Genomic DNA, 21,361 nt, shown 5'->3' with positions numbered 1-21,361 from the left:
TTTAGGAACATTTCCTAACCTTTTAGGGAACTCTCCTAAGCCTTTAGGAAAAGTTCCTAAAAATATGTGCTTGAAAATTAGCCCTTGAAATGTATAGTATTTAAGAAATTTTATGCCGAGGAGGAAACAAATGGCATCAAAAGCAAATACATCTTTGTCTAGCGAAATTACGACGGCTCGGCTTTTGGCTGAGGAAATTAAGAACCGTGCGGATTCTGTGGCGAAAGTCGGCTTGACGACGTTTTTTTTGCAAGCAGGGGGTGAATTATTATGACTGGTGAACACGCACTTGGTGCGATTGTTGATGTATTTCTGCTGCTCGGCGTTTTGTTGCTGCTTGGCGGGATTGCACTTGGAGCGGGAATTATCGCGACGGCAGTTGCGGCTTTTTTTTCGAGCGGAGCAAAAAGAATCGCTCTGATTGCAGTCGCTAGTCTTGGCGTTGTTGCAATCCTTTGGAATTCGGGAGTTTTTGGAATTTCATCTGGCAGAAAAAAACAGCAAACCAAAGGATACACATCGCTTATGAAAGCGGTTCACAAAAAAGATGTGAAGAAAGTCAAAAAGCTTTTGAAAAAAGGTGCTGACCCGAACGAAACGAGAGCAGGGCTTTCGCCTCTCATCGTTGCCTGCAATCAATTTCCTGATGATTTTTATGGAATCAACGAATCTTCTGATGAAATTGTCCTTTTGCTCCTTGAAGCGAACGCAGACCCAAACTTGAGAACAAACACTGACGGCGAAAAGGAGCTGCTCCCACTTGAACGTGCCATAGAACACTCAAGAATCGAGGCTGTTCGTGCTCTGGTCTTGCACGGAGCGAGCATTGACAGCCTTGACGAAAAAGACGGAATGCTTGATTTTATGCCCGTGCAGTTTGCCCTTACTCGTGGTTTTAATCAAGGAACGATGCTGAAAATAACAGAAATCCTTTTGGATAACGGTGCAAAGACAGGGCATTATCTTTACAAATACGAGAAAAATACAGGCGAAACGATTATTATGCGAATGATTCATTATATCCCCGAAAAGAGTGGCGAGAAAGAACTTGCGCTGAAACTTTTTGAAAGATTCCTTGAAGACGGAGTGAATGTGAACGAAAAAGACGGAGAAGGCAGGACAGCCTTGCACTACGGAGCTGAGTATTCATTCCGTCATAAAGAGGAATTTCCGTTTGCAGAAAAACTCCTTTCCTACAAAGCCGATATAAACGCCAAGGACAACAAGGGCAGAACACCGCTCATGCTGCTGATTATAAATGGCTATAGTGTAGAAAGACTTTTTCCCGCAGTTGAGTTTTTTGTCTCTCACGGAGCCGATGTCTCGCTGACCAATAATTGGGGAGAACTTGCATTGGATTTGTTCAAGGAGCATTTCAACTGGGCAAAAGACCAAGATCATTATGACGAAATCGAGCACCTGCTCACGCCAGAGGCAAAAATCAACGCGCCGAAGAGCGAAAAAAGCAAAACCAGCGAAATACGCACGGACGGGCAAACACTTGTGGCAAAGGCAACCACCGAAGAAAAAAACGACAAAATCGCCGACTTGTGCACGGTGAAAACAGGCGTCAGCAAAAAAGAGGCAGAAATGCCGAAAATTGAAGCAGAAGAACATATTGCACTCTGCGATATTTCAGATGATTGGTAACGGGAGATTTTATGAGGACAAAAAAGATTGTATTTATCGCGATGGCGGTGCTTTTTCAAATCGCGCTTGTCTCGTGTGCGACGATGAGAGCGACAGAAACTGGGGAAACTCTTTTGTGGAAAAGCGGGCTTCGCCAAACCGACAGGGCTGTGCTGAACAAGGACATCACGATTTTTGCGCGCTTACCGAACGTGGCAGACGGAACGAAAGTGAAAATCACGATTAGCGAAGTAACGACAAAAAAGGAAACTCCCCTTGTTTACGAACTTGAAAGCACTGTCAAACACGGCAAGGTCAAAGCTCTGTGGTGCGTGAAATATGATGTGGACGACGAAACTGATTTGGGATTCGGCGAAAACTACGAGCAGCCCTCTTACGTTTTTTGTGTGAATTATGAGGGAAAAACGAGCGAAGATTCAAAACCTGTGCGTTTGTTTTGCGATTTGTATATGAAGCTTGAGTTTAGAGGGCGCGTGCTAAAAGGCTATCCGTATTGTCTTAAGCTTGCCGACGGAAGCACACGACAGGGAAAGACAAACAAAGACGGGCTTATCATAGAAAAAGAAATCCCCGTCGGCGCGGTGCGTCGTCTGTTTTAATCTTTTTTCTAACTTTAAGCCGAGCCTATCTCTGTTTTATGATTGAGATAGACGAAGATTTAGGAGAATAGGAGAAAAAAAATGGGAGACGCATTGGGAAAAGCCCTTTGGGCAGGTCTTTTGGTATTTGGCTTTATGGCACTCACGGGCGGAATCGCGCTCATTTCGGGAATTGTCGCGCTTTTGGCGCACGGTGTGGCGAAGACCGTGGCGGCGTGGATTTTCGGCATAAGTTTGGGTCTTTGCAGCCTGCCGATTTTGGGCGGAATCCTCGATTCGCTCAAAGATTCCGCAGCCGTAGCCCGATACCACAGGGAATACAAGAAGGAATACAAGAAGGAGCGCACAAAACTCATTATCGCGGTGGAAAACCGGGACATCGAGAAAGTCAAGAAACTCATCAAAAAAGGCGCGGACGTGAACGAGGGCAAAGGCTACCGAACGCCGCTCATCGTTGCCTGCGAGCGCGTAAGCGGCTTGGCCGACGAAGACAAGGTGAGCGACTATGACGAAATCGTGAGGATTCTGCTTGAGGCGGGAGCGGAAGCCGACCTTGTGCGCGATGAGCAGTATATTTTTAAGCGCAGCACCAAATATTTCTCCAATATTTGCGCCATGCCGATTGCGATTGAAAAATACAGGGACAATGCGGTGAAGATGCTCATCGAACATGGCGCGAACATCGACACCTACGAGGAAGAAATCGACGAAAACGGCAAAAAAGTGCTTGTGGGAAAGCCTTTTATGCCGTTTCAGTGGGCGCTTTCGACTTGCTCCTACGAGTGCGCGAAGGTGCTTTTGGACGCGGGAGCGAAGACGGGCTTTTATATGTACGGCTTGAACTCCGAGTACGGCAAGAACGAAAAGAAGACGATTTTGATGGAGCTTTTTCACGGACACGAGACAGATTACGACATCGAGGCGAAAACCTACGTTCTTTCAAAAATCCTCGAAAAATGCGACGAAGAGGACGTGAACCGCCACGACGACAAGGGAAAAACGGCTCTGCACTGGGCGGCTTCTCAATACGACTGGGACGAATTGAAAACCCGGCTTGCCATTCTTCTTGTGGAAGCTGGCGCGGACGTGAACGCGATAGACGACGAGGGCAAAACGCCGCTGATGTATGCGGTGAAGGAAGTTGGATTATGGCGCGATACGGCCTTGGAGCCGGTGGGCTTTATGGTCTCCCACGGCGCGGACATCACGCTGAGGGACAAAGATGGCAAGACTGCGCTCGATTTGTTCACGGCTCGCTATGCCGATAGAAAACTTGACGGCAAAGAAAAAGCGAATTACGACAAAATCGTGGAGCTTCTCACGCCGAAGAAAGTCAAAAAGATTGCAGCAAAAATCCCGGAACTTCCAAAAAGTCAGTTGATAGCGAAAGCCCCGGAGCCGGCGCAGATGCCGAATCCTGAAAAATCCGCTTTTTCCGAGGAAAAGCACTTGGAACTGAACGACATGGAAGACAACTGGTAGAAAAATGATGAAGATACTGTTTTTTGTGCTGGCGGTGTTGCGCGGTGCTTTTGCGGTCGGCGCGGTCAGACGACTGTTTTAGCCTTCTCTGCTCTGACGGCGGCGGGTTGCGCTGTCGTCTGTTGCGTTCGCGGAAGACAGAAATCTAAAAGCGGCAACTGACTCGTCGCGGAAATACATTTGAGCAAATTATGATTTTGAACGGCTATGTCGATGCAAAAAGAGCGAGCTATATTCGGAAGGTGAAGCGGTAGGAAAGATATGAAATCAAAATATGAACAGAATCATTTTGCAGTTTTTCAAGGAAATTTGTTTTCTGCCGACAGCTGGAAATGCTGTATCGAATTACATACAAAAAGCAAACGAATTGCCAAAAAATATGATTTTATAGAAGAAAACGGAGCTTTTCACAAACTTGTCTCTCCATACGAAGTGAGTGAATATTATCTGCAAAGGTTTGAAGCAAAATATCATGAAAAAACTGTTTGCATTTTGCGCGGAGACGATAGATATGTCGATATTGAAGCTGGGGCAGGATTTTCTCCTGATGACCTGAATTCCCTGGGGTTTGTCCAAGTAGAAAAATATGTTTTTGAGAAAACCGTCCGTACTTCAGAACTCAAAGATATTCACGCGATAAAAGAAAATTTGCTGGAAAATGCAAAAAAAATTTTTGATGAACATCAGAAATAGAGTCAGATGCTTTAAAGTAAAAAATATATTTTATATTTCGCTGGGGGCTCGTAATGAATAATAGGCTTAAAAGGCAGTGGTTGAACCTGTCGAAGCCACCGCCCATAGCCTTGCAAAGTCATTTAGAGTGGCCCAATGACCATACGAATGGAACTTATTGGCAGTCCCGTTTTGCATCCTAGCGTTTCAGGACGAAATCCTTGCCTTCATAAACGCGGACGGCTTTTCCTCGGACGAGATTTTTATGCCTTTCCCAAAGCGCAAACTTGTTTTCATCGGAAGCCTCATTGCGTTTTTCTTCAAGAACGGCATGAAGTTTTTCAAGTGCACGCTTTCGGTTCAAAACCTGGCTCCGCTCTTCGCTGCAAGTGACCGTAAGTCCCGTCTGAACATGAATCAACCGCACCGCAGTTTCGACTTTGTTCACATTCTGACCGCCATTTCCGCCTGAGCGAAAAAACTGCCACAAAATTTTTCCGTCCGGCGAAAATATTTCAGAATCCGGCAGAATCGCAATATCGACAAACCAATTCTTGCGCTTGTGACCGGGCCGGAGAAAACTCTTGCACCGCCATTCAACGCTTCCTTCCAAAAACGAAAAATCAGTCTGCGTTTTAAAAGAAACAGAAGTCCAGCCTTCACAGGATTTTGATTCATTCAAGTTCAAAATCTCAAATTTCTCGCAAAATTCTTTTTGAAGCGATTCGAACAAAAGCCTGACCGCAATCTCACATTCGCAAGGCCCTTGCCCGGAAGAAATCTGAATTGTCATCCTATGCCTCCGACTGAGCCTTAAAATTGTAGACCGGTTTTAGAATTTGAGTGATTTCTACCGTCGGTTCGATTGCTTTTTGAATTTCGTCGATTCCCCGGTACGCGAACGGCGCTTCGTCCAAAGTTCCTTTTGAAATGCACGAAGAATAAATTCCTTTCATCGCGGACTTGAACGAACTCACCGTAAAAGATTTTTTTACATCTTCACGCTTCATGATTCTTCCAGAGCCGTGAGGGGCCGAAAAATTCCAGTCAGGATTCCCCTTGCCTTTTCCGAGAATGATTCCGTCTTTCATGTTAATCGGAATTATGACCCGTTCGTCTTTCTGCGCCGAAACTGCGCCTTTCCGTAAAACCGGCTTTTCAGTCCGAAAATCCACATAATTGTGGATGCATGAATATGGCTCGTCGATTTTCCACTTCATTCCGCGGGCAATTTCATCGATAATCGCACGCCTGTTGCGCTCTGCGAATTTCTGAACGACCGCCACATCCGAAAGATACAAATCCTTCAAATTTTCTTCTATATATATAAGTTCGAACGGAACCGTTTCCCCGCGATTCTTCAGGATTTTCTGCCCTTCCCCAAGGTAAAAATCTGCGACTTCCTTTCCGAGATGCCGGCTTCCAGAATGAACGACGATGAAAAAATCACCCTCCTCGCTTTTGTCGATTTCAATAAAATGATTTCCTCCGCCCAAACTTCCAAGACTCAGAACGGCTTTTTCTTTGTAAACATGAGAGCCGCATTCAAGCCGGGAAAAATCGAAATCTGCCGAAAAACGATGCGGATTTTTGCGGACTTCAAATCCGCTCGGAATATTTTCCCGAATCACGCTGTCGAGCTGCTTGAATTCCATTCCGCGATGTTTTTTGATGCGAGCGAGCGTCATTCCGCAGCCAATGTCGATTCCGACAAGATACGGAAGAACTCGATTTTCAACCGTCATAGTAAGCCCAATCGGAGCGACTTTTCCAGGATGAACATCGGGCATCACGCACATTCGGCTTCCCGAAGACACTTCGTTGTCGCAGATATTCTTTATCTGCAACGCAGCATACTGCTCACACGTTTCGCTAAAAACCGTGCACGAGCAAAATTTTCCTTTGATAATTTCCATATAATTCCTTTTGAAAATACGGAAACAACGGAGAGAATTTAAAACTGAATCTGTCGGATTAAAAAAAGACTATAAGCGGACAGCCGTTGCTTCCTTAAGATTTGATGTGAATAAAAATGTAATTGCAATCATAGCCGTCCTCCTTTAAAATTGGTTTTGTTTAAATATAGCGAATCGAAAAAAGTTTTGCAATCGAATGCTTAAAGTGTTTTTTATTAGGACAAATGTCGAGTTTTGCTTGAAAAACGGAGGTCAAAAATGAAAGCAAAAAAGAGTAATTTTGTTTTATTTGCGGTTATGGGCTTGCTGCTTGCTGGCTGTGCAACGACAAAGCTGGAAAATTCAGCTGTAGAAGAAAAGGATTTTGGCGAGGAATATTGTTTTGTCATTTCGCGAAGCGGTTCGGAAGTAACGGCAACCTGCGGTGAAAAAACGGTTCGGAATTTCTCAAGGATTGACCGAAATGACCCGAATCAAGTGATTGCAGCGTTTTTTGAAAGCTATCTAAAGCAAACTGACGATTGGAAAAAGTATGTTGCAGAGACCGGCTTTTTTGGCGAAGAAAAAAAAGATTTAATCAATAGTATGAATGAGTTTTTTAAAGAGTTTTACGGGGCCGCGGAAAGCATTTCCGTTACAATTACTTCGGAACAACTTTGTGCGATAAAAATCAGCTATTCGTATCAAGGAAAAAAACAAAATATAGAAGATTCAGTGGCTGTTATTCAAGATGAAAACGGTTATTGGTTCATAGTGAAGATTCCTTATTAATCATAGATTACGGAGGAAAAATGGACGGACGTAAAAGAGGCTATTTTATGGGAATCGCGGAAGGCTTTGAAAATGCGATTTAAACCGCTCGGTATTCTTTGAACGGCTTTCGGGCGGGAAAGTTTCTCTCAGAGAGGCTCTGCTTCTCTACTTTTCACAGCTCACCGAATTGGTTGAAAAAAACTAAATATAATAAAAAATTCTAAGAATTTCGAATGGTCAGCCACCTATATTTTTTTTTCTACACATTTTTTTATTTTACCAATTTTTAGGAGGCTAACCATGGATGAATTCAAATTCCCAACCGTCAAACTTTCTCCAGAAGATGAAAAAGAAGTCGCTCTCAGAGCTGAGAATGGCGATAAAAAAGCCCGCGAACTTCTTATTCTCTCATGCGTTCCTTTCGCACGAAAATATTCTCAGCGATTTCATGGTCATTTTCTTGACGACGAAGAGCTTTTTGAACAAGCTTTGATTGGCCTTGTAATCGCTGCGGATAAATTTGATGTGCACAGAGGATTTCGCTTTAACACTTACGCAAAATATTGTATTCACTCGGAAATTCGAAATGCCCTTAATTTCAACAAAAAAAGACTTCCTCTTATCAAAAACAAAAACGACCCGGATGAACTCTTGGAGCTTGAACCTGATTCTTTTGACACCGCAGAAACTTTCGTTAATTCTGAGTCAACAAAATCTCTTCTCAAAGCCGTGCGCAATCTTAAGCCACTTGAGCGCGATGTCGTTTCAATGCACTATGGTCTCAACGGCAAAGAACCAAAATCTTTCACTGAGATTGGTGAACTCAAAGGCTACACAAAGGTCCGAATGCACCAGATTGAGAAAAAAGCCTTCCTCAATTTGAAAAAATCTCTGGAAGGCCTTTGTTCGTAGACTTATTGCTAATCGGCGTAAAAGCCGATTTTTCGGCTTGTGCTTTCGCCTGTCTTTTCGTCCTGCATTTTGCAGAGTTCTTCTGTGATGTAGGCAGGCGAAAGTTCCGTGCTGTCCATAAATCTCATCCTGTTCGCGAGCGCACCGAAGTCACCGGGCGTTACGCTTTCTTTTCGCTCCAGACGGTTGATTTCCTCATCGCTGAATTCGTATGAAGCAAAATATTTTTCAAGCATACAGCGGATTCCGTTTTTATCCAGCGGTTTGAATTCTACGATTATGTGAAAACGGCGGTTCATCGCACTGTCCATGATTTCTTTTAGATTCGTGGTGCAGATTATGATGCCACCGAATTCTTCCATCTGCGTGAGAAATTCGTTCACCTGTGTGCGCTCCCAGCTGTGCTCGGCGTTTTCCCTGCTTGCAAAAAACGAATCTGCCTCGTCGAACAAGAGAATGCTGCCCGTCCTGTCGGCTTCCTCAAATGCGTCGCGGATATTCTGCTCCGAGCCGCCCACGTATTTGTCGAGAATGTCACTTGCCCGCTTCAAAAGAATCTTTTTGCCAAGGCTCTCTGAAATGTAGCGCGCGAACTCGGTTTTGCCAGTGCCGCTCTTTCCGTAGAACAACATTCTGATTCCGTTTTCGCTTCCAGAAAGGTTCTGCAAGTTGTTCTTTGAAAATCTTTCTGCGTTCTGAACCATCCTCACGATTTTTTCTGGCTCCATGCTTGCGTTCAATGCTTTTGCGTCGTAATTTTTGCCGACATTTTCCCGCAGCCGTTTTTTGCCGTTAATCAGGAGAGCATTTTCTTTGAGAATCGCCTGCACGGAATCAATAAAATCTGAATCTGTGCTTGTCTCTTGCCCGCTTTGCAACGAAGAACTTTCAAGGCTTTTTATCGTTTTTACAACGTTGTCAACAGAAGCTCCGGTCACGCTGTATTTTTCCATCAAGACCAAAATCTTTTCGTTCATAAGATTCGGGAGATTGAGCGGGCTTAGCTTACTTTGTGCGATTGATTTTAGCTGCTCACGGCTCATCGCGTCGAACTTGTAAGAGAAGTTGAATCTCCGCAAGGTTGATTCGTCAATCTGAGCCGTAAAATTCACAATCCAGATGATTTTGTTTTTGTTCGTTTCGAGCATTTTGTTTATGGTACCCTTTGTTTTTGACGGCGAAATTATGCCGAAGAACGATGAATCCCGCGTTTTTAAAATCGTGTCGGCCTCATCGATAATCAGAACAGTGTCCGGACGGCTTATCGAAAGAAAAAGATTCAGCCTGCTCAAAACATAATTTTCGCCACTTTTCTGCGAGACATTTAATTCTGCTTCGTTTTTGAAAATCAGCGGTTTTAAGCAGGAAGCCTTCGCCAGTGATTTGGCATATTCTGTTTTTCCGCTGCCGGGCTTTCCGTATAAAAGAAGGGAAATATTTTCTTCGCCGCAAAGCATTCTGGTCATAATGTTCGTGACATTTTTGTTCACGTTGAATGAGTCGAGCTTGTATGAATCCTTGCAGTCTGTTTCTTTTACCAAATCCGTAAAGAAAACATCAAAATTTTCGTTTGTTATGCAGTCGATTGTGTCTTCGTGCGGGTCTCCTTCATCGTCAATGAATCCGTATGTTCTGAGGGATGAAGATGAGCGTAGAATCGCGCTGTAGTCATGGGGCGAAATGTTCAGCACTTCTGAGCGGAAGAGAGAATTTTCTTCGGCTGAGAGAGAATTCAAAAGCTTTTTTAGCGGCGGAAAGATTGAAGAGCGGTACAAATAGAGAAGATAAGTTTTTTCTTTATCTGTAAGTTCAATCGCAGCGCTTAAGAAGTCAAGGCGAGAAAAATCTTCGATTGCGTTTTTGACCTTTGCCGGAAGCCGCGTGATTTTGGAGCCGCCGTTTTGAATCTTTCCCGTGTCCTTGCAAGGCGATTTGAGCAAAAAATTGGCTATAAGGTGCGGTAAAAATTCATTGTCCACATAAAGACAGCGGTAGAGATTTACGACTGTCTGATTGATTTTTAATTCGTGGTCGCCGAAGTCGCCTGGAATGTTCCTGTCAACATCTTTGTCTTCATCGTAAACAAACGGAATCGTTGTGTAGTCAAAATACATCGGCTTAATTGTGGGCACATCATTTGGAAACTGAAATCTTGAGAGTTTTCCCTCTTTTTCAGCCTTTTCCACCATTTTTTCAAGATAATCAGAAATCACCCGTGTGCATTTTAGGCGGGAAGCGAGTTTGAAAAAAAGTATAACCTGATATTCAAATTCAACTTCAGAGCCGACGAGCATTTCCGAGATTTTGTACAAATAGTATGCCGAAACATAGCAGTCAGTCATACTCAGTTCGCCCATGTACAATACTGTTGGTTTAATGTATCTGGATAATCTTCCTCTTCGCATTTTATACCTCGTAGAAATAATATATGGGGATTTTTTTTTTAAGTTAAATTTTTTGAGAAAAAAAATTGTTTAACGGTGTAAAAAAATAGCACTAGATTAAAAGCAGGAGGAACAAATGTCATTTCCACAATATATTACAAAATTCGAATTAAGCGATTATATTTGGGTTGAAGCCGCAGGTGGCCCTGAAACTGAATATAGAATCTACAAAAAGGACAATTATCGCATACATCATGCTGATGCGCATCCTATTGATACGTCGTTGGCTGAAATCTTGATTCCGCATTTTTGCATGGAGCCAAAAGTAAAGCTCGGTGCCTTTTTGCCTCAGTTCGACAAAATCCTGTGCGAGCTTCTTGTCGTGGCTGACCGCGAAATTGTAAGCCTTTTGTTCTCAGAGACGATGAAAGCCCTATTCCCCGAAGAGGCCGATAATTTTGAATTTGAAGTTTACGAGAAATTCGGCGGAGTTTATTCTAAGATTGATTGCTCAAAGGAATATTTCAAGAGTATTTTTGGGCATGAGCGCGGTGTAAGCGCTGCGGAAATGGCAATGAATAGAATAATTCCACAAAAACGGACGATGTTCCAAGAGCGGGACGAAATCTGGGAAAAATACAAAAATGCATTAGAGGCCAGATGCGAAGCCGGAAAAAGAAGAAGAGATTTTGGAAAAAATCGTAAAAATTAAAAAATAATGTTAAGGAATTGACCTCTGTGCGTCTATATTGTCTTATATAAAATTTTTAATCTTCTATTTTAAACTGGAGGAAATTATGATAAAAAGACTTTTAGTTATGATACTTAAACTCTTTGTTTTTTGCTGCATTTTGCTTTATACATTATTTTTCCTGAATAAACTTTTTGACTTAGAGCAAAATGCTCCGGCGATTAACAATTTTCTGGCAGCGATTGCCGCTATACCAATTCCTGGAGTAGGAAAACTTGGCGGCATTGTTATACTCGTTGTCGGCGCGCTTACATTATCAGGTGCTTTCGATGACTAAGGGAGCGGAATCGCAGAATTTTATTTTATTTTTTTTACAAATGTATGGTAAAATCAAACTACATCAAAAAAAGGAGATTTTTATATGATTTTAGAACCTGTACAATGCCAAAAAATTGTTGAAAAACTTACAGCTTTTTTAGAACAAAAAGAATTATGTGACTGGTATAATGCACCTGTTCCTGCTTCTTTGAATGAAATATGTTCGAATGTATATGGGGAAATAGCCAAGACAGATGGAAATTACAAAAAAAATTGCCTGTTAAAAGAGATGCTTCCAGCTGAATTCAGAAGTTTGGATGAAAATCAGGCTGTAAATCTTGCAATTTGGATAATTCGCAAGTGGGGACGAATTAATCGAAGTTTTAAGAATGATGGCCCGACAATGGCTCTTGCAAAAGATTTCATTAAAAAGGCAAAAAATGATGAAGATGACATTTCTAAACTTTCGATTACAGGTGGAATATCATCTCTTTCCAAAGTTTTGTCATTTTTGAGACCAGAACAGTATGCAATTTGTGATTCAAGAGTACTTTTTACACTTAATTGGCTGATTTGTCTTACAAGCGAAAAAAATTCTCCAGAGATTAAAATATTTACAAGTTTAGGTTCTCTTAATAAAGACGTTTCTAATGCAAAAGCTCTTCCAAATAATGCATCTATTTGCTTCAAAAAATATAAAGAATATTGTGATGCTGTAACAGAATTAACTGAGGCTTTAAAAGCAAAAACTGGCAATTCAGATTGGAAATTCTATTACACAGAAATGCTGTTATTCGCAATCGCAGATTCTCAAGAATTATTGAATCTGATTGATAATTATTAATTGAAAGATTAAAAATAGAATATCAATCAAAAATACAATAAAAAAAAATTAACGATTTCAAAGTCCTCCACTATGTTATTAGTGTATAAAATCAATTCTCACCCTAATTGCATTTGGAGGCAAATATGGAAATCTTAACAAACGAATGGAATTCTTACATCGAATCAATGAAAAACACTCTTGCAGAAAATGCGAACTGGCAGGAAGAGCTTGACGGTTGCCTTGAAATGGCAGAAGACGCAAAGAATGACGATGAAGAAGTTCTCCTTGACCTTGCCGTTTACAAAATGGATCATGGCATTGATTTTGAAGAAAGCCTTTCTTTCGTTGATGAAAAAGCTGGTCAGGGAGATGTTTACGCGCTCACACAACTTGGATTTCTCTACTGCACGGGCGTGTTTAATTCCTTCGATGATTCGAAAAAAAGCCTCATCGATATTAACGACATCAAAAACGAAGAAAAGTCCAGCTCATACTTTGAAAAAGCTAGTGAACTTGGCGGCGTGCGTGCAATGGCAACTCTGGTAAACCACATTTGGGTTTATGGCCGCAATCAGGATTCAGAAGATTCAGAAAATGAAGAAGATTCAGTTCAGCTTACGGCAGAAGATTTTGTCAAAGCCGAAAAACTTGCATTGAACGCCATCGGCATCTACGAAAATCAAAAAGAAAAATGTGATGTTCCTGATTCAATCATCGCCCTTCTCATGAGCTGGCTTTCTGATTTGTACGAATCAAAAAATCCTCTCTCACCAATTTTCAGCCAGGAAAAAGCCGAATACTGGAAAAATCGTTCCGACAAACTCTCTCAGGAACTGAAAGAAAGCTCTGAAGAAAGTCAGCAGTAGTTTTGCTTGCTGGCAGCTAAAGAATGAATTAAAATATTCTCTGTTTATCACACCAATTGCTGATGCGGTAGTCGGTGTGTTTTTGTGTGTCAGGAAAATAAAGATGCCAATAAAAAATGTATGCAAAAGATTTCATTTGCTGGGCTAAAACATTTCAAAAAGATGACCGCTCAATTGAAGGACTAACTTTAATACTTTCAGCTGAAATATATGGATTTGGTTTTCCGCTTGCGTGTGATTTTATAAAAGAACTTGGATTTGAAAACTTTGGCTTATTGGAAAGCGGAGATTTGTATCTGAATAAAAAAATAAGGAGCGAGTCATGACAAAAGGCGAACTTTCAGAAAAGATTTCATCTTTTATCATTGCTGAAATCGAAAAGAAATACAGCGGGCAACTCATTCAGAAAATGTTTTTCGAGATGTGCCCGTATTACAACAAGGGCGAAAATGGCGAGTGGGAAAACTGGATTGAGTTTCGTGCCATCGTCGCAAGCAAGGCGGAAGTTGAGCGCGTGATTGAAGAGTACGTCAAAAGCGGAGAAAGCCGTGAAGACGCGATTTCGATAAGCGAATCGAGCGGTGAATACGACACGGAAGACTGGAAAAACCACGTTAAGTTTAATTTCTCAGAAAAAGAATACGGCATTGAAGACTGGGAGAAGTCGGACAAAGTTGAAGCGTGCGAGAACGCTGTTCAAAAGATAAAGGCTCACGAGTTCACAGCATTTTCAAAGACAAGCGACTTTTGTTTTTACGACGAATTGTGGATTGATGATTAAAAAAGGAGCGACTTATGGCAAACAGAAGTTATCTTTATTCTTTGGATGTTTTTTCAGATTGTCCAAAACCGCGCGCAATCGGTCTTTCGGAAAGCGAGTGCAACATTCCGCTGATTTATCGCATTCTTGTGAGTTCTGCACCGCAAGCGACCGACTCCATTTTGTTTTCTGGACAAGGAAAAATCGCGATTACGGCTGATTATGACGGCGGAGTTCGAAAGCTCGAAGAGTTCTTTTCAAAACTTCCACAAGAGTACAAAGAGAAAGCCGAAAATGTTATAAAATTCTTGAAAGATTACAAAAACAGGCAGACTTACATTCATCTTGAGTGCGCTGAAATCTTTGAAATAGAAGCCGACGAGGACGAGTTTGAGAAAAAGAACGCCGAACTTGTTGAAGAAATAAAAAACATCGATGAAGAAATCAAAAAGGCTCTAAAGCGCATTCACTACGACGGCGACACTTTTGATGTGCGCGAGATTGAAGCGGAATATTGGACGAACACGCTTTTTTTTACGCCTAGTTCCGGCGATGAAGATGAAAACGGTGACAATGCTTCTAAAGAGCATTTGTCTTCTGAATATTCTTCGGCTCCAAAAAACAATGATGTTAAACCCGCAAAGAAAAACTCTGTCAAAAGCTCAAAGAAAAGCTCTGTCATTATTTGGGATATTCTTGTTCCGCTTGTGATTGCAGCTGTGGGAATAATTTTGTTCGTGCTCACAGGTAGTCAGGCAATCGTATTGCTTACAGCCGTTTTGCTTTTTATCTACAGCAAAATCAAAAAAAACAGAGAGTCTCCGTCGGATTTTAATGATAAAGGTTCCAACGCGTATTGGAAGTCAAAATCAAAAAATCTTGAAAACTCATTTGATGAGATCTTTAAGCCGCTCGTCCGTGACAAACAAGAGTCATCTGAAAACTACGAAACAATACAATCAGGATTTTTCACGGTAAAAGTTCCAAAGAAAGATTCTGGCAAAAACGACGATGTAGAAAAGTACACGCACGAACAGGCTAAAATGATTTTACAGCGCATTCACGACACAGACGGCGCGGAGTCGATTCGCATAAAGACAGCCGTAAAAGAAACGCCGCTTCCTTTGACCGCGAGCAAGTTCGGCGGGCTTCCTTATTGGGAGAGAACAGACGAGTTTCCGCGCGACGAAGACGGAAAGCCTCTTTATCTTTTGGCGCAGATAAACTTTGCAGACGTTCCGCATTTGCCCGATTTTCCGGAAAAGGGACTTTTACAGATTTTTGTGAAAGCCGATGATTTGTGGGGATTGGATTTTAAGGACGAAAGGCAAAAAAACTGGCGCATCGTCTATCACAAGTCCATCTCTTCAATCATGGCAATGAGCGAGGCGGAGCTTCGCGCAATGGGCGTAAAAACTGCGTCAGACGAAAAAGACGAAGAGGAATATCTCCCGTTTGAAAAAGAATATGCGCTTTCGTTTGAAAAGCAACTCACGTTTGTTCACCCCAACTGCGACGACCAGTTCGACGACACGGTGCAGGCTATCGCACAAGAGCTTGGCTTTCCTGTGTTCGACGGAGGCGCGCTCGACTGGTTTGAAGAGGACGATTACAACGCGTTCTATTTGGACGACAAATACGCAAACCACCAGATTGGCGGCTTTCCTAACTTCACGCAAAGCGACGTGCGCAGAGTGGGCGACGTGCTTTTGTTCCAGATGGACAGCGAAATGGGCAACGGCGAGGACGGAAAAAGCAAGAGCTGGGAAATCCTTTGGGGAGATTGCGGGATTGCGAACTTCTTTATCAGCCGGGCAGATTTGAAGAACCTTGATTTTTCAAACGTGCTTTACAACTGGGACTGCTACTGATTTTTGGTCATGCTGAACTCGTTTCAGCATCTGCGTTTACTGAGCGTAGCCGAAGCACGGATTCCGAAATAAATTCGGAATGACAACTCTTCCTTGACGTTAAGGAACTCTTCCTTGACGTTAAGGGAAACTTCCTTGACGTTAAGGAACTCCTCCTTGAGGTCAAGGAACACTTCCTTGCCGTTAAGGGAAACTTCCTTGAGGTTAAGGAAACCCTCCTTGAGGTCAAGGAAAGCCTCCTTAATGTTAAGGAAAGCCTCCTTGACGTTAAGGAAGCGCGGATTCCGAAACAAGTTCGGAATAACGTTCATTCTGTGCGGTTGCAGAGCGTAGCCGAAGCACGGTTGCTGAGCGGAGTCGAAGCACACAACAAAAAGGAAAAGAAAATGAAGAAGATTTTTTTTATCTTGCTAACTTTGTTTTTCGCGCTCTTTGGTTTTGCCCAAGAGTTCCGCGGAATGTACGTCAATTCCCGCGAGGGACTGAATATCAGAGAATCGCCGAGCTTGAGCGCAGAAAAAATCGGTGCGCTAAAAGGTGCACTAAAATACGGCGAATACATTGGCGTGGTGGAAGAAGGCGAAATCGTGACAATCGACGGAATAAAAGCTCCATGGACAAAAATCCTCATCGATTACGACGGATTTGAGGAAGATAATTTCAGAAACTACGGCTGGGTTTTCGGCGGATATTTGCAGAAAGAATGCCCGATGAGCGAAAAAGAAATAATCTCTTATCTAAAAAAGCTCAGCGTTGAAAACGAGGATTACCTTTTCAGCAACTATTTTCCAAAAAATCCTGCCATTAACTATATGAAAAATCCTAGCGCATACTTTGAGTTTGACGGCGCGGAATGGCAAAAGCCGAACACTGAGTTTTCGCATGCGCTTCCGAACTATGCCTGCAAATATTGGGAGTATGAAACAGAGAACGAAGTCGTTGCCGTGCGCGACTGCTTTATGTATTTTGCCCCTGCTGGACCAGCGGCCTACGGTTGGCTTCGCTTTGTGAAAGCTGGCACAACGTTCAAGGTAAAAGGCGTGTCGAGTTGGGGAATAGAGAACGGCACTCTCTTTCCGATTTACAGGACTGGCTATGACTCGTATATCCGCGGAATCGACTTTACGGGCGCAAATTGCGTTTCAAAGGCGAGCGACGGCAAGGGTGGATTCCACACGCTTGTCTATCAGCCGATTCTGGAAAATGTTTCGATGAAAAACGTTCAGAATCACAACCAATGGGAAAGAGAAAAACTTTCCACGAGCGATCAGCTTGAAAAATATTTCAGCCACGAAATGACATATGAGGGCAGATGGCTTCGAGGCGGCTTTGAAACGAACTTTGCAGAGTACACAGACCCCAAAGGCAAGAAACTCCCCGTTAAAATCGACAAGCGGACAAGCACTCTCAAACTCCTTTATCCGCTCAATATGAATAAACCCGTGCCGATTGTTCAAAAAGAATGGTTTTCAGGCGGAATGGGCGGCGGAACGTATTACACGGAGCTTTATTCCCTTGATACATTCGCGCAGCTAAAAAAGATTTGCGAATACGGCTACACGAGCGCGGACGTGGGCTTTGACGGAATGGCGTATCATTACTTTACCAAAAACTGCGTGGTAACCTATGAGTATCAGACTGACGAAATGGGCAAGGTTGAAACGAACAGGCAGGAAGCGTTTCGGCAAACAGACAGTTCTCCTTATGCGTTTTTCAGTGAAGATGAAGCACTGTGCGAGCCGCAGGGAAAAAGCCAGAGTCTGAAAGTGGGACAGTATGTAAATCCTATCTGCCGTCTAAAAATGCGACAGTCCCCTGACCGTTATTCACGGACGCTCCTTATTTTAAAGCCTGGAACGCTTCTCAAAGTTGTCGAGGTCGGAGAGCGGCAGACAATTGACGGACTGAGCGCGAACTGGGTGAAAGTTCAGCCTGTCAACGATGACAAGTCAGTGGATGGCTATGTCATCAAGGATTTCCTTCCTGCTGAGGAAACTGCCGCCTGGGTCTTCGGCGCGTATTTGGAATAGCTTTTTCGTCATTCATTTTCGTCATGCTGAACTCGTTTCAGCATCCGCTGTTCCCTGAGCGTAGTCGAAGCAGAGATTCCCAAACAAGCTCACCGATGACAAAACGCCGATGAAAAACAGGAGAAAATTATGAGTAAGAAAACAGCTTTGATTTTGGCAATTTTGCTTTTCGCGAAGAGCGGTGTGTTTGCGGGTGGCGGAACTGATTTTGCTCCAGATTCCCCGATGACCGAAAGCGAACTGATTGAAGAGGCTATAAAAAACGGCTCAGTTCAGGCGGAGTTTTTTCCCTCTGGCGACGGCGTGAATTATATGAGACCGAAAAAGCAAAACGAAGCACTTGTCTGGGACTCGACCCCAGTGGAATACAAATACGCGCTCACAAATCTTTGTCAGGACAGCCGAGGGGGCGTGAAGTGCATGGTTGTGAGGGATTGCTTGTCGTTCTGGGAGCCCATCAATGATGAGAAATACGGAGAGTTGTGTTTCGAGAAAACAGGAACAAAGCTGGATGTGTACGGTATTGCAGGCTTCGGAATAGAAGACGGCTTGCTTTACCCGATTTATTATCTTCGCACTGGAGGCTACATTCGGGGAATCGACATCGCGCCTTTGAGCAGCCTTATTTTCGCGAGGAACGGAAAAGGAAGAAAAATGAGTATAGCCTTTCAAGCGCTGCTGAAGCGCATTACGAGCAAAAGCACGGGTATAGCGTTCAATGAAATCGAGAGGGCTTTGAGAACCGTAAACACAGAGGATTCATCAAACTTCTTAAGCTACATTCCGTATTTCATCGACTGCGACGGCAAAAGTCAAAGACTTCCTGCATTATGGTACGACAAAAAATACAGGCTTTTGTATCCGCTCAATATGAAAAATCCTGTGCCGATTCTGGAAGAAAAATCTTTTTCTTACGGGATTTCTGCCAGCGGCGGCGAGTATATCTTGATTTTTGCACTTGAGCCCAAGGACGACATCTTCTGTTCCCTCAATAATATCTGCATGTACAAGGTCAGAGAAAAATACAAAGGCTTGAGCAATCATTTTTTTACAGAAAACGGCGTTGCAGTTTACGAGTTTGAGCACATTGGCAAAGAAATAACACAGAACGAAGTTACGCTCTATTTGCAAGACGAAACAAATCCGTACAAGTTCAGCAAAACAAGCAAGACCGACGGCGAACCGCAAGGACGGAGCAAGACGCACAAACAAAACGATTTTGTAAATCCGATTTGCCGTTTGAAGATGCGAGCAGAGCCGAACCTTGACGCACAAGTTTTTGGCACTCTTGAAGCTGGCACGCTACTAAAGATTGTGCAAGTTGGCGAACAGGAGCAAATCGACGGCGTTATGGCAAGCTGGGCGAAAGTGGAAGCTGTGAACGATGAGCATTTTGTTGAAGGTGGCGAAGTCAGCACAGGCTGGGTCTTCGGCGCGTATTTGGACTAGCTTTTTCGTCATTCGGCTGTCATGCTGAACTCGTTTCAGCATCCACTGTTCCCTGAGCGGAGTCGAAGGGAGTCGAAGCAGAGACCCCGAAACAGGTTCGGGGTGACAGAATATCTTTAGAACTCAGGAAGATAATCTACAATTTCGGCATCTCCGTCTTCTTCAAAGCGCAAGGCTTCTGTGTCGAATCTGTATTTTTGAGTAATCGTGAACGGGTTTTCTTTTTCCCCTGTTTCCAAATTCCGACTCCAGTAGCCGTATTCAAACATCGTCAATTCTGGCAAGGCGGAGTCTTCGTCCAAAGAGGCTTTAAAATCGCTGTTCACTTCCGCGCAGTGCTGCACATATTCTGAGTTGCCAAAAGTTCCAAGCAGGAAGGCAGTGCCGTCGTCGCGAACCGCGTAGAAATGATAGAGCGAGCGGTTTGGTGCCCATGAGAACGGATTGAAGCTGAACGCGCAGAAATAGTAATTCTGTTCTTTGAGCTTGAACGGAAAGGATTTCACAAGCGTAAAGTTGCGCATGAAATCTTGATTGCCCAAAGAAATTGGTCTGCTCTCAAAATGCATTTCGTTTTCAGCAAAGCCAGTTTCGAGTTTTCTCAATTGCTCGGTTTTTAAGTCATATTCATACAAATCTACAAAATATTCGCTCTCGTTGGTGTAAATGTATTTTATGTATTTGTAATTAACATACAGTTTCACGCCATCAAGTTCGGCAGAACTATAAAAATGAGCGCCCATTGTGATTTCGTCATGCGCCAAAGCCGAGCCTGACAAAATGCCAACTTTGTCCTTGAAGCGAACAAGATAATAATTGTAGCGAGTATAGTATCTTTGAGCGCTGTCGGGATTGTATTCATCGTATTCAAAAAGGCTGTTGTATGGCTGTTCGCCGTATCTGTCGCTAAGCAATTCCACAATTTCCACAGTGTCGCACGAGTTGACCTCTGTCGTCGTGCCGTCGGGCAGGAACATTTGCGCCTGGCGGACAACAATCGGAGAGTCCCCGCGGGCGAACTCTTGCTGCGTGAGCAAAATCGTTTGCTTGTCTTCTGACATCTCAGTCAAGGCTTCTGCCGCAAGCTCACGGTCATTTTGTGTTTGAATGAGATATCCCACGCACTGAGAAACAAGGCTTGGAACATCATAACGGCAAAGATCAAGCATTTCTTTGATTTCGTCGTTTTTGCAATTGTCGATGTAATCAACGAGCGCGCGGCCTTCGTTGTCTTTGTGAGTCAAACCGCTAAAATTATTGGCTTTGATTTTTTTATAAAAATACTTTACGGCTTCGATGTTCATAGATTTTACGGCAAGCATCAGGCACGAACGCCCTTCGCTGTCATAGGCTCTCATATCGTCAAACAAAAATAAAATATCTTCGTTCGCATAAGGAAGCAAAATATGAAGAGGGTTTGTTGTGTCCGGGCTAAAGTCGGTAACTTTTTGAAATTTTGGCAAAATCAAAGAAACAAAGTTTTTTAGAACAGCGTCATCTTCCCAATTCTCTTTCTGCAATCGGTCTTTCAAGTGCAAGTCGGCAAGGAGTTTCGTCAACTTCTCAACAGCTTCCGCATTTGAAAACATGTAAAAACTGTGCTCGAACAAAATCTTTGCGTTTTCATCTCCGTCAATCGCAAGGTTCACGGTCTTGTCAAAAATTTCTTTCGTCAGCGTTACGTCTTTCAATGAAATCCAGCCGGTCTTTTTCGAGCCGCCGTCGGAGAACTTCACTTTGAGCAAATCGCCGGACTGTTCGATTATTGAGAGCTGTGTAGGCTCTGTAAAAACTGAAAGTTCATAGTATGTACTCTCCTTTTTTTCTGTATCCGAATAAATCTCTACTGGGCTCTCATTCGGAGTCACCACGCAGTCAGCGATTGGCGATGTGTTTTGAGTTTTTTGTTTGCAACTTGCAAGAAAAAACGCCAAAAGAAAAATGGTTGTTACTCTAAAAAAGTTTCTCATATGCGAAATATAGCATAATCAGAGTTTTTGTAAAGGCTCTTAAGACTTTATTTTCTTTGTGTTTGAGATATTTATCGTTTTTGCAATCTTGAAGCCCGAAGATTTCAGGATTTCTTTTAGAGCACGCACTGCGCCTGTCAACGATGACAAGTCAGTGGAAGGCTATGTCATCAAGGATTCGCTTCCTGCAGAGGCGACTGCCGCCAGGGTCT

General features: G+C 43.1%; 21 protein-coding genes. 16 read left to right on the top strand and 5 right to left on the bottom strand.

From position 1 onward, the window contains the following. Positions 1-130: 130 nt before the first annotated feature. The 5 genes from JI65_RS09505 to JI65_RS09485 all read left to right on the top strand — a co-directional run bounded on the left by JI65_RS09505 (position 131) and on the right by JI65_RS09485 (position 4,424). The gene (locus JI65_RS09505) at positions 131-274 is read left to right on the top strand and encodes a hypothetical protein (RefSeq protein WP_191015689.1); all 144 of its coding nucleotides are present in this window, start codon (positions 131-133) and stop codon (positions 272-274) included. Then, positions 271-1,650, top strand: coding sequence for an ankyrin repeat domain-containing protein (locus tag JI65_RS09500; protein WP_191015687.1), 1,380 nt, complete (start codon positions 271-273; stop codon positions 1,648-1,650). The genes JI65_RS09505 and JI65_RS09500 overlap by 4 nt, the downstream gene beginning before the upstream one ends. A gap of 11 nt (positions 1,651-1,661) precedes the next feature. Beyond that, a complete protein-coding gene (locus JI65_RS09495; RefSeq protein WP_191015684.1) occupies positions 1,662-2,249 on the top strand; it encodes a hypothetical protein in 588 nt (195 codons plus the stop codon). Positions 2,250-2,330: 81 nt separating this feature from the next. Then, positions 2,331-3,731 carry an ankyrin repeat domain-containing protein gene (locus JI65_RS09490; protein WP_191015681.1) on the top strand — a complete coding sequence of 467 codons (1,401 nt, stop codon included), beginning with the start codon at positions 2,331-2,333 and terminating at the stop codon, positions 3,729-3,731. A 261-nt stretch (positions 3,732-3,992) separates the two neighbouring features. Then, positions 3,993-4,424, top strand: a complete 432-nt coding sequence (locus JI65_RS09485; RefSeq protein WP_191015679.1) for a hypothetical protein — start codon at positions 3,993-3,995, stop codon at positions 4,422-4,424. Between the two features lie 178 nt (positions 4,425-4,602). Here JI65_RS09485 and JI65_RS17550 read toward each other — a convergent pair whose 3' ends face one another. After that, positions 4,603-5,196, bottom strand: a complete 594-nt coding sequence (locus tag JI65_RS17550; protein WP_191015676.1) for a peptide chain release factor-like protein — start codon at positions 5,194-5,196, stop codon at positions 4,603-4,605. A gap of 1 nt (position 5,197) precedes the next feature. Continuing rightward, positions 5,198-6,319: an RtcB family protein gene (locus JI65_RS09475; RefSeq protein WP_191015673.1), complete on the bottom strand. Its 1,122-nt coding sequence runs from the start codon at positions 6,317-6,319 to the stop codon at positions 5,198-5,200. 258 nt (positions 6,320-6,577) lie between these two features. Here JI65_RS09475 and JI65_RS09470 point away from each other — a divergent pair, with 258 nt between their 5' ends. Beyond that, positions 6,578-7,090: a hypothetical protein gene (locus JI65_RS09470; protein ID WP_191015670.1), complete on the top strand. Its 513-nt coding sequence runs from the start codon at positions 6,578-6,580 to the stop codon at positions 7,088-7,090. Between the two features lie 282 nt (positions 7,091-7,372). Next, positions 7,373-7,984: a sigma-70 family RNA polymerase sigma factor gene (locus tag JI65_RS09465; protein WP_191015668.1), complete on the top strand. Its 612-nt coding sequence runs from the start codon at positions 7,373-7,375 to the stop codon at positions 7,982-7,984. Between the two features lie 8 nt (positions 7,985-7,992). Here the strand turns inward: JI65_RS09465 and JI65_RS09460 are convergent, their stop codons facing one another. Next, positions 7,993-10,389, bottom strand: a complete 2,397-nt coding sequence (locus JI65_RS09460; RefSeq protein WP_191015665.1) for an AAA family ATPase — start codon at positions 10,387-10,389, stop codon at positions 7,993-7,995. Positions 10,390-10,504: 115 nt separating this feature from the next. On the opposite strand from JI65_RS09460, the gene JI65_RS09455 reads away from it, so the two are divergent. The 7 genes from JI65_RS09455 to JI65_RS09425 all read left to right on the top strand — a co-directional run bounded on the left by JI65_RS09455 (position 10,505) and on the right by JI65_RS09425 (position 15,700). After that, positions 10,505-11,080 (top strand): hypothetical protein, encoded by a 576-nt coding sequence (locus JI65_RS09455; RefSeq protein WP_191015663.1) that lies wholly within the window; start codon positions 10,505-10,507, stop codon positions 11,078-11,080. An 85-nt stretch (positions 11,081-11,165) separates the two neighbouring features. Further along, positions 11,166-11,396: a hypothetical protein gene (locus JI65_RS09450; protein WP_191015660.1), complete on the top strand. Its 231-nt coding sequence runs from the start codon at positions 11,166-11,168 to the stop codon at positions 11,394-11,396. Positions 11,397-11,480: 84 nt separating this feature from the next. Further along, a complete protein-coding gene (locus tag JI65_RS09445) occupies positions 11,481-12,221 on the top strand; it encodes a hypothetical protein (protein ID WP_191015658.1) in 741 nt (246 codons plus the stop codon). 125 nt (positions 12,222-12,346) lie between these two features. Beyond that, positions 12,347-13,069, top strand: coding sequence for an SEL1-like repeat protein (locus JI65_RS09440; RefSeq protein WP_191015655.1), 723 nt, complete (start codon positions 12,347-12,349; stop codon positions 13,067-13,069). 116 nt (positions 13,070-13,185) lie between these two features. Next, entirely contained in the window at positions 13,186-13,395 is a 210-nt protein-coding gene (locus tag JI65_RS09435) for a hypothetical protein (RefSeq protein WP_191015653.1), read from the top strand. Further along, positions 13,392-13,850, top strand: coding sequence for a hypothetical protein (locus JI65_RS09430; protein WP_191015650.1), 459 nt, complete (start codon positions 13,392-13,394; stop codon positions 13,848-13,850). Before JI65_RS09435 ends, JI65_RS09430 begins: the two co-directional genes overlap by 4 nt. A 14-nt stretch (positions 13,851-13,864) precedes the next feature. Next, positions 13,865-15,700, top strand: a complete 1,836-nt coding sequence (locus tag JI65_RS09425) for a YwqG family protein (protein ID WP_191015647.1) — start codon at positions 13,865-13,867, stop codon at positions 15,698-15,700. Positions 15,701-15,723: 23 nt separating this feature from the next. Here JI65_RS09425 and JI65_RS09420 read toward each other — a convergent pair whose 3' ends face one another. Next, entirely contained in the window at positions 15,724-16,011 is a 288-nt protein-coding gene (locus JI65_RS09420) for a hypothetical protein (RefSeq protein ID WP_191015645.1), read from the bottom strand. A 75-nt stretch (positions 16,012-16,086) separates the two neighbouring features. On the opposite strand from JI65_RS09420, the gene JI65_RS09415 reads away from it, so the two are divergent. Beyond that, positions 16,087-17,730 (top strand): SH3 domain-containing protein, encoded by a 1,644-nt coding sequence (locus JI65_RS09415; RefSeq protein ID WP_191015642.1) that lies wholly within the window; start codon positions 16,087-16,089, stop codon positions 17,728-17,730. A 129-nt stretch (positions 17,731-17,859) separates the two neighbouring features. Next, positions 17,860-19,179, top strand: coding sequence for an SH3 domain-containing protein (locus tag JI65_RS09410; RefSeq protein ID WP_191015639.1), 1,320 nt, complete (start codon positions 17,860-17,862; stop codon positions 19,177-19,179). 116 nt (positions 19,180-19,295) lie between these two features. Here JI65_RS09410 and JI65_RS09405 read toward each other — a convergent pair whose 3' ends face one another. Further along, a complete protein-coding gene (locus JI65_RS09405) occupies positions 19,296-21,113 on the bottom strand; it encodes an SH3 domain-containing protein (RefSeq protein WP_191015636.1) in 1,818 nt (605 codons plus the stop codon). Positions 21,114-21,361: the final 248 nt, after the last annotated feature.

The organism is Treponema zioleckii, assembly GCF_014737315.1.
GTDB lineage: Bacteria > Spirochaetota > Spirochaetia > Treponematales > Treponemataceae > Treponema_D > Treponema_D zioleckii.
This window is presented reverse-complemented; position numbering and strand designations above follow the sequence as displayed.

Coding starts and splice junctions, on each gene's coding strand:
- JI65_RS09505 (WP_191015689.1), top strand. CDS start 131: ATGGCATCAAAAGCAAATACATCTTTGTCTAGCGAAATTACGACGGCT.
- JI65_RS09500 (WP_191015687.1), top strand. CDS start 271: ATGACTGGTGAACACGCACTTGGTGCGATTGTTGATGTATTTCTGCTG.
- JI65_RS09495 (WP_191015684.1), top strand. CDS start 1,662: ATGAGGACAAAAAAGATTGTATTTATCGCGATGGCGGTGCTTTTTCAA.
- JI65_RS09490 (WP_191015681.1), top strand. CDS start 2,331: ATGGGAGACGCATTGGGAAAAGCCCTTTGGGCAGGTCTTTTGGTATTT.
- JI65_RS09485 (WP_191015679.1), top strand. CDS start 3,993: ATGAAATCAAAATATGAACAGAATCATTTTGCAGTTTTTCAAGGAAAT.
- JI65_RS17550 (WP_191015676.1), bottom strand. CDS start 5,196: ATGACAATTCAGATTTCTTCCGGGCAAGGGCCTTGCGAATGTGAGATT.
- JI65_RS09475 (WP_191015673.1), bottom strand. CDS start 6,319: ATGGAAATTATCAAAGGAAAATTTTGCTCGTGCACGGTTTTTAGCGAA.
- JI65_RS09470 (WP_191015670.1), top strand. CDS start 6,578: ATGAAAGCAAAAAAGAGTAATTTTGTTTTATTTGCGGTTATGGGCTTG.
- JI65_RS09465 (WP_191015668.1), top strand. CDS start 7,373: ATGGATGAATTCAAATTCCCAACCGTCAAACTTTCTCCAGAAGATGAA.
- JI65_RS09460 (WP_191015665.1), bottom strand. CDS start 10,389: ATGCGAAGAGGAAGATTATCCAGATACATTAAACCAACAGTATTGTAC.
- JI65_RS09455 (WP_191015663.1), top strand. CDS start 10,505: ATGTCATTTCCACAATATATTACAAAATTCGAATTAAGCGATTATATT.
- JI65_RS09450 (WP_191015660.1), top strand. CDS start 11,166: ATGATAAAAAGACTTTTAGTTATGATACTTAAACTCTTTGTTTTTTGC.
- JI65_RS09445 (WP_191015658.1), top strand. CDS start 11,481: ATGATTTTAGAACCTGTACAATGCCAAAAAATTGTTGAAAAACTTACA.
- JI65_RS09440 (WP_191015655.1), top strand. CDS start 12,347: ATGGAAATCTTAACAAACGAATGGAATTCTTACATCGAATCAATGAAA.
- JI65_RS09435 (WP_191015653.1), top strand. CDS start 13,186: ATGTATGCAAAAGATTTCATTTGCTGGGCTAAAACATTTCAAAAAGAT.
- JI65_RS09430 (WP_191015650.1), top strand. CDS start 13,392: ATGACAAAAGGCGAACTTTCAGAAAAGATTTCATCTTTTATCATTGCT.
- JI65_RS09425 (WP_191015647.1), top strand. CDS start 13,865: ATGGCAAACAGAAGTTATCTTTATTCTTTGGATGTTTTTTCAGATTGT.
- JI65_RS09420 (WP_191015645.1), bottom strand. CDS start 16,011: ATGAACGTTATTCCGAACTTGTTTCGGAATCCGCGCTTCCTTAACGTC.
- JI65_RS09415 (WP_191015642.1), top strand. CDS start 16,087: ATGAAGAAGATTTTTTTTATCTTGCTAACTTTGTTTTTCGCGCTCTTT.
- JI65_RS09410 (WP_191015639.1), top strand. CDS start 17,860: ATGAGTAAGAAAACAGCTTTGATTTTGGCAATTTTGCTTTTCGCGAAG.